Source organism: Microcystis sp. LE18-22.4A (assembly GCF_027531105.1).
Taxonomy (GTDB): domain Bacteria; phylum Cyanobacteriota; class Cyanobacteriia; order Cyanobacteriales; family Microcystaceae; genus Microcystis; species Microcystis aeruginosa.
The window spans coordinates 1-9091 of sequence record NZ_JAPZRB010000507.1 but is presented as its reverse complement, the minus strand read 5'-3'; the positions used below and the strand labels follow the sequence as shown (position 1 = coordinate 9091).

10 protein-coding genes are annotated in these 9091 nt (G+C 43.2%); 5 read left to right on the top strand and 5 right to left on the bottom strand.

Going from position 1 to position 9091, the window contains the following annotated elements; genetic code table 11:
- A partial coding sequence (locus tag O9295_RS21885; protein ID WP_288035326.1) for a transposase occupies positions 1 to 267 on the bottom strand: 267 nt, incomplete at its 3' end.
- A gap of 708 nt (positions 268 to 975) precedes the next feature.
- On the opposite strand from O9295_RS21885, the gene O9295_RS21880 reads away from it, so the two are divergent.
- Together O9295_RS21880 and O9295_RS21875 are read left to right on the top strand one after the other, a co-directional pair.
- The gene (locus tag O9295_RS21880) at positions 976 to 1176 is read left to right on the top strand and encodes an NblA/ycf18 family protein (protein WP_002739006.1); all 201 of its coding nucleotides are present in this window, start codon (positions 976 to 978) and stop codon (positions 1174 to 1176) included.
- 133 nt (positions 1177 to 1309) lie between these two features.
- Entirely contained in the window at positions 1310 to 2191 is an 882-nt protein-coding gene (locus O9295_RS21875) for a universal stress protein (RefSeq protein ID WP_288035323.1), read from the top strand.
- Positions 2192 to 2482: 291 nt separating this feature from the next.
- On the opposite strand, the gene arsC is transcribed toward O9295_RS21875, so the two are convergent.
- From arsC to O9295_RS21855, 4 genes are all read right to left on the bottom strand, one after another.
- Positions 2483 to 2881, bottom strand: a complete 399-nt coding sequence (arsC, locus tag O9295_RS21870; protein ID WP_288035320.1) for an arsenate reductase, glutathione/glutaredoxin type — start codon at positions 2879 to 2881, stop codon at positions 2483 to 2485.
- Positions 2882 to 2904: 23 nt separating this feature from the next.
- Positions 2905 to 3552 (bottom strand): arsenical resistance protein ArsH, encoded by a 648-nt coding sequence (gene arsH, locus O9295_RS21865; protein ID WP_288035319.1) that lies wholly within the window; start codon positions 3550 to 3552, stop codon positions 2905 to 2907.
- Between the two features lie 9 nt (positions 3553 to 3561).
- The gene (arsB, locus tag O9295_RS21860) at positions 3562 to 4707 is read right to left on the bottom strand and encodes an ACR3 family arsenite efflux transporter (RefSeq protein WP_288035317.1); all 1146 of its coding nucleotides are present in this window, start codon (positions 4705 to 4707) and stop codon (positions 3562 to 3564) included.
- A 125-nt stretch (positions 4708 to 4832) separates the two neighbouring features.
- Positions 4833 to 5171, bottom strand: a complete 339-nt coding sequence (locus O9295_RS21855) for an ArsR/SmtB family transcription factor (protein WP_288035314.1) — start codon at positions 5169 to 5171, stop codon at positions 4833 to 4835.
- A gap of 174 nt (positions 5172 to 5345) precedes the next feature.
- Between O9295_RS21855 and psb30 the strand changes: the two genes are divergently transcribed.
- From psb30 to O9295_RS21840, 3 genes are all read left to right on the top strand, one after another.
- The gene (gene psb30 / locus O9295_RS21850; protein ID WP_002736367.1) at positions 5346 to 5465 is read left to right on the top strand and encodes a photosystem II reaction center protein Ycf12/Psb30; all 120 of its coding nucleotides are present in this window, start codon (positions 5346 to 5348) and stop codon (positions 5463 to 5465) included.
- A 277-nt stretch (positions 5466 to 5742) separates the two neighbouring features.
- On the top strand, positions 5743 to 7299 hold the full coding sequence (locus O9295_RS21845; RefSeq protein WP_288035312.1) for a M16 family metallopeptidase: 1557 nt from the start codon (positions 5743 to 5745) through the stop codon (positions 7297 to 7299).
- Positions 7300 to 7500: 201 nt separating this feature from the next.
- Positions 7501 to 8949, top strand: a complete 1449-nt coding sequence (locus tag O9295_RS21840; protein WP_288035311.1) for a M16 family metallopeptidase — start codon at positions 7501 to 7503, stop codon at positions 8947 to 8949.
- Positions 8950 to 9091: the final 142 nt, after the last annotated feature.

Genomic DNA, 9091 nt, shown 5'->3' with positions numbered 1-9091 from the left:
ATTATGGTAAAACCTAGTAATTGATTGCCAGGCTCTATCAGCAGCCGATTGACGAGCTTGAGAGTTTAATTTATTAACCCATGGTGTCTCTTTATTATTAGCTAGTACCGCGCAAAGTTTTTGGAGATCATTGCGGGTTGTCCCTTGATTGGACCGCCAATAACGAACACAAGAATTACGCACAAACTGAGAAGTTTTGATAGCTTCATCAAGCCGGTGATATTGCTCTGGTGTTCCGTTTTTTAGCTTTGCTTCTACGACTAGCATCTAACAATCCTCGACCCTTGGCTAAGTTAATTATAACACAGTTTACCCACAGATGGTGGAATTAAACCGATGCTCTGCGGTTGATATTCTGGTCGGATTTCATCCCCCGCAAAGCTGAGTATCTTGTCGAAAAATGTAGCGGGGGCATTCATCCGACATTTTAGGTAAAAACTTGTGCGACATTCCGTGCCTGTATGCTGATTTTTTTAAGGCAAACAGAGCTAAGGAGGATGTTTCCCAGCGATAAGCTTGTAGTTTCTGCACGATAGCGGCTGTGTCCGTCAATTTTGACTATCCTTAACGATTTCAACGAGAGGGACGGGATCTAGGGGTTACGTTTTTAGCTTTTAACAGGCCTAACCATTCAACTTACCCGATTTATGTCGGTCTCTTCGATTATTACAGAATGTTTACACAATTTGTCAAATATTTTCTCTCGCTCCGGGCTGCCATGGAAAAAATAAGTATAACTACTTAAGTATTTGTTCACAGTAAGCAAAATTTTATTAAAACTCTTGCTAAATGTATCATTATATGCTTCTTTCCTTTTGGCGGCGGGGTATCCTAGCTAACGGGAGGGAAAAAGCAAAACCCCCTTTACAGATACATTGACACTTTGTCAAGTATTTGTTACATTAGTTAAAAAAGGTGATACCCATCACCCATCTCGCTTGTTATCAACCACTGTCTTCATCGAGGAGGAACACCATGTCTCAACCGATCGAACTTTCCTTAGAACAACAGTTCAACATTCGTTCTTTTCAGACTCAGGTAGAAAAAATGAGTCAGGAGCAAGCGCAGGATTTCCTGATCAAGCTCTACGAACAAATGATGGTCAGAGAAAATATGTACAAAGCTTTTCTCAAACACCAGTGGGGTCTAGATTCTAATCCCTGGGCTCCCCAATAACTCATTTCACCCCTGCGGGCGACCTCTTTCTCCGGCTGGGTTTCTCCGGAAACGAGCTAGGGATGCGGGGCGCATTTCTTCACCTTTTTAGCTATTCTTAGGGAAGGATAACCGAATTGCTAGGGGTTAATTTATGTTCGAGCGCGCTTTGATCTGTACAGATCTTTTCGATGGTCTCCATCGTCTTGTCCATTGTGTGCCACACTTAGCCCTGAGCGGCTTAAAACAAGTTATCTTCCTCCACAGTATTCCGGTTTGGGAACAACCCACCCTAGCTACCGTAGATCAAGCGAAAATTGACGCAGCCAAAGAAAAATTATCCCCAGCTTTAGCAAATATTCCCGCAGGTATGACAGTTAGTCTGGAAATCTCTAACCGTCGTCCCGTGGATGCCGTGCGGGAAATCCTCGCTCATCACTCTATCGACGTGATTTTGATGGGAAATCCCATGCGCGGTGCTGTCCAAGAAAAATTATTCGGTAGTACCAGTTTAGCGATCGCAGGTATTACCGATATTCCGCTGCTGATTTTCCGACCGCAATTATTATCAGTTTATACTCACGATGAATTAGCCCTGCGCTGTCAGCATCTCTGGAAACATTTATTAATTCCCTACGATGGCAGTCCCGACGCAATTTATCTAATTGAACAGATAGAAAAATACGCTCAAACTCGCTCCCCCGGCTCTTTTGAGCAATGTCTTCTCCTCCGGGTAGTGGAAAATATCAGTCGCGATCCCGGTGTCACCGAATCTCGTTTAAATGATGCCCGTCGGGAATTAGAATCGGTGCAAGCGCGACTAGAAAAACTCGGTTTGCAAGTACAGAGCGAAGTGCGACAAGGAACACCTGTATTAGAAGTTTTGACGGCAGCAGAAGAAGATGACATCAGTGCGATCGCTGTGGCCACCTGCCATCGTTCCAATATGTTGGAATGGTTAGCCGTGCGTCGGATTAATGAAGATATTCTTCATCAACTGTGGTTCCCCTTATTATTTTTCTCCCCCAAGGGATAGACTGGAAAAAAGCTCCTCTTGGGGATAAACTACAAAGGCACAAAGGACAGAGAGAGCAAGACAGATTTGATCGCTAAAATCGATCACACAAACGATAAGAGAGCCGCAAAAATTTGGGAGAAATTAACTTAAGTAAGTAGTTATAATTCAATTAAAAATAGATTTTGCCTCTGATCCCCCCTGCCCCTCCTAGGGTTGATTCATAGTAGAGTTGATTCATAGTAGGGTTGATTCATGAATCAACCCTACCCAAACTCCTTGATAAGGTGGGGACCTGACAACTTTTAACAACTACCTACTTAACTGCTCAATTAATCCGACAACTTTAGCCTTAATTTCATCGCGAACTCGGCGAAAAGTTTCCATGGGTTGACCATCGGGATCATCAATTAACCAATCCTCGAAAATTTCCTGTAAAACCCATCCTTCCGGCAGATTGACACCGCAACCACATAGGGAGATAACGGCATCGTAATCTTCGGGATTAAAATCCCTAATTGATTTAGAAGTTTGGTCAGTAATATCAATGCCAATTTCCTGCATAACTGCGATTGCTCCAGGGTGAACTTTGGCCGCTTCTAATCCGGAACTTGTGACGGCAATTTTACCCGCGCCTAAAGTTTTAGCGAAACCTTCGGCGATTTGGGAACGACAGGAATTTTTTCTACAGGCAAACATGACTTTTTTCATGATTTTAACTCCTAGAAATTGATTTAATTAATAGCTTTATGGGCAATTGTGGCTATTTCTTGGGCGGCTTTTTCCTTCCTTTCACTATAGCGATCGGTCAGATAATCTACCTGATCCCGCAGGAGAATGGTAAACTTATAAAGTTCCTCCATCACATCAATAACCCGATCTCGATAGGGGGAATCTTTCATCGTGCCATCCTCATGAAACTCCTGATAAGCTTTAGCCACCGAAGATTGATTAGGAATAGTAAACATTCGCAGCCAACGACCAAGAATTCGCAGAGTATTAACCGCATTAAAAGATTGGGAACCTCCGCTTACTTGCATGACTGCTAAAGTGCGGCCTTGAGTGGGACGAATCGCACCAATACTTAAGGGAATCCAATCAATTTGGTTTTTGATAATGCCGCTAATATTGCCGTGAAGTTCGGGAGATGACCAGACTTGACCCTCAGACCATTGACTTAATTCTCGTAATTCCTGTACTTTGGCATGAGTATCGGGAACACTGCCATAAATCGGCAATTCACGGGGATCAAAAAAGCGCACTTCTGCCCCATATTCAGTGATAATTCTGGCCGCTTCTTCTGCTAATAAACGACTGTAGGAACGTGGCCGCAAAGAACCATATAGAAAAAGAATTCTCGGTTTGTGAGTCGATTGGATCATGGTGAATAATTATTTGTAAGAACTCAAGCAACGAGGATCGAGAAGGGTGGCTTTTTCTGGATCTCTGGGAAACCAAAAGGCGGTTTTTTTACAGAATTCTACCAACATTAACATCACAGGTACTTCAATCAATACCCCCACTACTGTCGCTAAAGCGGCCCCCGAATTCAATCCGAATAACATCACCGCAGTGGCGATCGCTACCTCAAAATGATTACTAGCACCAATTAAAGCAGCGGGAGCGGCATCTTCGTAAACTAAATTGAGTTTGAGAGCGGCCACATAACTAAGAAAAAAAATCAGATTAGTTTGAATAAACAGGGGAATAGCAATCAGGAAAATATGCAGGGGATTACTAACAATTAAATCGCCTTTGAAAGCAAAGAGGAGGATTAAGGTTAACAATAAGGCAGTGATTGCCACAGGACTGAGATAGTGAAGAAAACGCGATTCAAACCAGGCCCGTCCTTTATGTTTAAAAATCCAGTGACGGCTATAGATACCAGCAATAAGCGGTAAACCAACGTAGATTAACACAGAAAAAACAATGGTCTGCCAAGGGACTACAAAATTATTAGCTGCCAGTAACCATTTACCTAGAGGAGCGTAGAGAAAAAGCATCGCTAGGGAATTGACTGCTACCATAATTAGGGTATGACCCTGGTTACTGTAGGAAAGATAGCCCCACATCAAGACCATGGCCGTACAGGGAGCAATTCCTAGTAAAATAGCTCCAGCAGTGTAGGAACTAGCTAAACTTACCGTCTGTCCTCGGATAATCTCCGTTTGACTCAACCAAGGCAGAAACAGCCAGCCGAGAAAAAATTGAGCCAGCGCCACCATGGTAAAGGGTTTGATCAGCCAATTAACCACTAAAGTTAAAATAACTGGTTTGGGAGTACGGGCAGCCCGGAGAGCCTGAGAAAAGTCGATCTTAACCATGATCGGATACATCATGAAGAAAAGACAGATGGCGATCGGAATAGAAACGTTATAGACACTCATGGCATCTAAAGTCTGCGCTACGTCCGGAAATGACCGACCGAGGGCAATTCCCGCCAAAATACAGAAAATAACCCAAAGGGTAAGATATTTTTCAAAAACACTAAGGCTACCGCCAGCTTTGGCGGCTTTAGGATTGATTTGATTAGTCATCGCACAAAGGTGGAAAGGGAATAATGGGAGATTGGGCAACCCACCTTTATTATTTCAAAAAAAGTTGATATGTCAAGAGGAAAAGCTAGTTATAAAGCTTTAATATTTCTAAAAATCTTGATTGGTTACTTATTTTCCTCGCAGAAACGAGCGGGGACGAGGGCGGCAAAACGACGATATTCGGATAGATATTCTTCTAGGAGAAGAAATTGAGATAGATTTAGGCTGTAGTAGATCCAACGACCCTCTTGACGACTGCGGACTAAATTGGCTTCTTTTAGCGTTTTTAGGTGAAAAGATAATTTAGATTGGGCGATATCAAGATGGTCGCGCAATTCACAGACGCATAATTCCTGATGTCGCAAAAGTTGCAGAATTTGCAGTCGCAGGGGATCCGAGAGTGCCTGAAAACCAGTATAAATCCGGGTTAACGAGTCGGGAGATGTGGCCAGAGAGTTGAACATTGAGATTGCCCCTAGTGGGAAGGAAATAAGAAAGCGGGAAAATTCAGAATTGCAACAAAACTTTATGTATTTTTGTATCGAATCAGGAAAACCAGCGAATCATCCCCTGTATGATAGACAATGGTTTTGACCAGATTAGCCTTTTAAATCATTGTAAACAGGTTAGGAGACATCATGGAATTATTTGCGGCTCTCAATTTAGAACCCATTTTTCAACTCACCTTCGTGGCGCTAATCATGTTAGCTGGCCCCTTTGTCATTTTCCTACTAGCTTTTCGTGGTGGCGACCTATAAAAACCGCCTCCCCCCCATTGTCAATCGTGCTTTTTTTGACTTCTCTCCTCTTTAGGGAGAGATTTTTTGTCTAAAAGTCAGGAGTCAGGAGATAGGAGTCAGGAGATTGCTTTTATTTATTCTCCCCACTTCCCCACTTCCCCACTTCCCCACTTCCCCACTTCCCAATTCATAATTTATAATTCATAATTCCCACTCCCCCTCTCCTAACAATCGACTGCTAAGATCGAAGATAGCGATCGATCTCTCGCTCCCACGATACCTGATAAAACTATCCATGATCATTAAAAATAACCCCTATTATCGGGCTGTAATCGGCTTTTGGGTCGCTTTCCTTGTGTTTTGGGGTTTTGGGAGTTTCTCACCCCTTCTTGCCCAAGCGAAAGAGCAATCAGCCGATGTGCAATCGATTACCCCCTACCTAAAGCAATTTCAACAAAAAATTACCGAATTTCGCCTCGATAACGGAATAAAATTCATTATCCTAGAAAATCGCGATGCCCCGGTTATTTCCTTTGTCACCTATGCGGATGTGGGAGGTGCCGATGAACCGGACGGGAAAACAGGAGTTGCTCACTTTTTGGAACATTTAGCCTTTAAAGGCACAAAAACCATCGGTACTACCGATTATCTTAGCGAGAAAAAAGTCCTCGATCGCCTTGAAGCTATAGACAAAGAACTACAAGCGGCCAAAAAAGCAGGTAAAAGCGCAGAAGTGGCTAAATTAACGGAAGAATTTCAACAAGCGAAGGCAGAGTCCGAGAAATTCGTCCAACGCAACGAATACGGGCAAATCGTCGAAACTCAGGGGGGAGTCGGTTTAAATGCCACCACTTCCAGCGATGCAACTAGCTATTTTTACAGCTTCCCGTCGAATAAATTGGAATTATGGATGTCTTTGGAATCGGAAAGATTTTTAGAACCGGTGTTCCAACGGGAATTTTACAAAGAAAAAGACGTAATTCTGGAAGAAAGACGGATGCGGACGGATAATAGCCCCTTGGGTCTATTAATCGAAGCTTTTCTCGATCAAGCTTATACTGTCCATCCCTACAAACGTCCCGTTATCGGCTACGATCGAGATATTCGCAATCTGGAACCCTCAGATATCCAAAACTTTTTCGATAAATTTTATGCTGCCAGTAATTTAACCATAGCTATCGCCGGGGATGTGGACTCAGAACAGGTCAAACAGTTAGCTAAGGTTTATTTTGGTCGTTTTCCCGCTAAACCAAAACCCCCACAGGTGACAGTAGTGGAACCGGACCAAACCAAAACAAAGGAAATTACCCTAAAATTAGCCTCGCAGCCTTGGTATTTAGAAGGATACCATCGTCCCGCCCTCAATCATCCCGATCATGCGGTTTACGAGGTTATCGCCACTTTAATGAGTGAAGGAAGAACTTCGCGACTGTATAAAGCTTTAGTGGAGGACAAACAACTTGCCCTCGCTGCCCAGGGATTTAACGGCTTTCCGGGAGATAAATACCCGAATTTGCTGTTATTCTATGCTCTCAGCGCTCCTAATGTCAGCCTGGAGGAAGTAGCGCAGGGTTTGAATTTGGAGTTGGAAAGATTGAAAAATGAACCGGTTTCGGAACAGGAATTAGAACGGGTTAAAAATCAACTACGGGCAGCCCTATTAAGAGGTCTTGATTCTAACATGGGCATGGCGCGATCCTTGATTGAATACGAGGTAAAAACCGGCGATTGGCGTAATTTATTCGCCCAATTAGATGCTTATAATGCTGTCACGGCAGCTGATATTCAACGGGTGGCTAAAGAAACTTTTACCCCCGAAAATCGCACTATTGGCCGAATTTTACCGAAATAGATAGATGGGGAAATGGGGAAAGTGGGGAAAGTGGGGAAAGTGGGGGAATGGGGGAAGTGGGGAAGTGGGGGAATTTCAACTAAAACCCCAACACCCCCCGCAACGCGCACGCAGTGACCACCCCAACACCCCAACACCCTAAAACCCCAACACCCTAAAACCCTAACACCCTAACACCCAAAACCTAAAATAAATATAATCATGAAAAAACGCTTACAATGGCTAGGTTTAATCCTGATCACCCTGATAGGTGTCCTAGCTTTTCGTTCCCCGGCAATTGCCCAAACCCCGCGACATTTTACCGATTTAACTTTTCCTCCACTTCCTGAAGTGACAGTTCCCCAATACGAACGTTATCAACTAGATAATGGTATGGTGGTTTATTTAGTGGAGGATCGGAGCTTACCTTTAGTGAGTGGTACGGCGATGATTCGGACAGGAGGGAGATTAGAATCCGGGGAAAAAGTCGGATTAGCCGATATTACTGGAACCGTGCTGCGTAGTGGTGGCACGGAGAAACATCCTTCTAATGTCTTAAATCAGTTATTAGAACAAAGAGCAGCCCTAGTAGAAACCTCGATCGATCTTAACGCTGGAACTGCTAGTTTTAGCGCTCTTAGTGAAGATTTAGAAGCAGTTTTTAATCTCTTTGCCGAGGTTTTGCGTTCCCCAGCTTTTGAAAGTCAGAGGGTAGAATTAGCCAAAGTTCAGGAAAAAGGCGCGATTGCCCGACGTAATGATGATCCTGATGATATTGCTAGTCGGGAGTTTAAAAAGCTAGTCTATGGTGATAATAGCCCCTACGCTCGTACTGTAGAATATAGCACTTTAGCTAATATTGACCGTCAGGATTTAATCGATTTTTATCGTACCTATGTCCGTCCCGACCAAATAATTTTAGGAATTGTCGGTGATTTTGATTCTCAGTCGATGAAAGCATTAATCAATAAAACTTTTGGCGATTGGAAAAATCCCGCAACTGCCCCTAAAATTGTCACCCCTTCTGCAACCCAAAAAAATCTTCAAGGTGTCTTTGTCGTCAATCAACCCCAATTAACCCAGAGTAGCGTTTTATTAGGTCATCTTGGGGGTCGTTTGGATAGTCCCGACTATCCCGCTTTAACGGTATTAAATGAGATTTTAAGCGGTTTTGGTGGTCGTTTATTTAATGAAGTGCGTTCCCGTCAAGGATTAGCTTATTCTGTCTATGGTGTCTGGAATAGTCGTTATGATTATCCCGGTTTATTTATTGCCGGAGGTCAAACTCGCACCGATGCTACCGTACCTTTTATTAAGGCAATTTTAGGCGAAATCGAGCGCCTTCGCAATCAACCCGTTACTGCCAAAGAATTGGAAGATGCTAAAAATGCTATTCTCAATTCTTTTGTTTTTAAGTTTGAGAAACCTGCTCAAAATTTATCGCGATTGATGACCTATGAATACTATGGTTATCCCCAAGATTTTATCTTCCGTTATCAACAAGCGGTAAAAGGGGTGACAATTGCCGATATTCAACGAGTGGCCCAACAATATCTGCAACCGAATCAAATTGTGACTCTTGTGGTGGGTAATGAACAGGAAATTCAACCTCCCTTATCCAGTTTGGGAACTACGGTTAAAACTGTTGATGTCACCATCACACAAATATAAATAGGGTTTGCTGAATAAATCTAAAAACCTTGTTGGATAGGGTTTTTAGACTTGTTTTCCCTCAAAAAGTGCCGACCTTTGGAGTGATTGGGGGGAAAATTCAGGTACTTTTTCCCTGAAAATTAGGTAATTGACCCCCTGA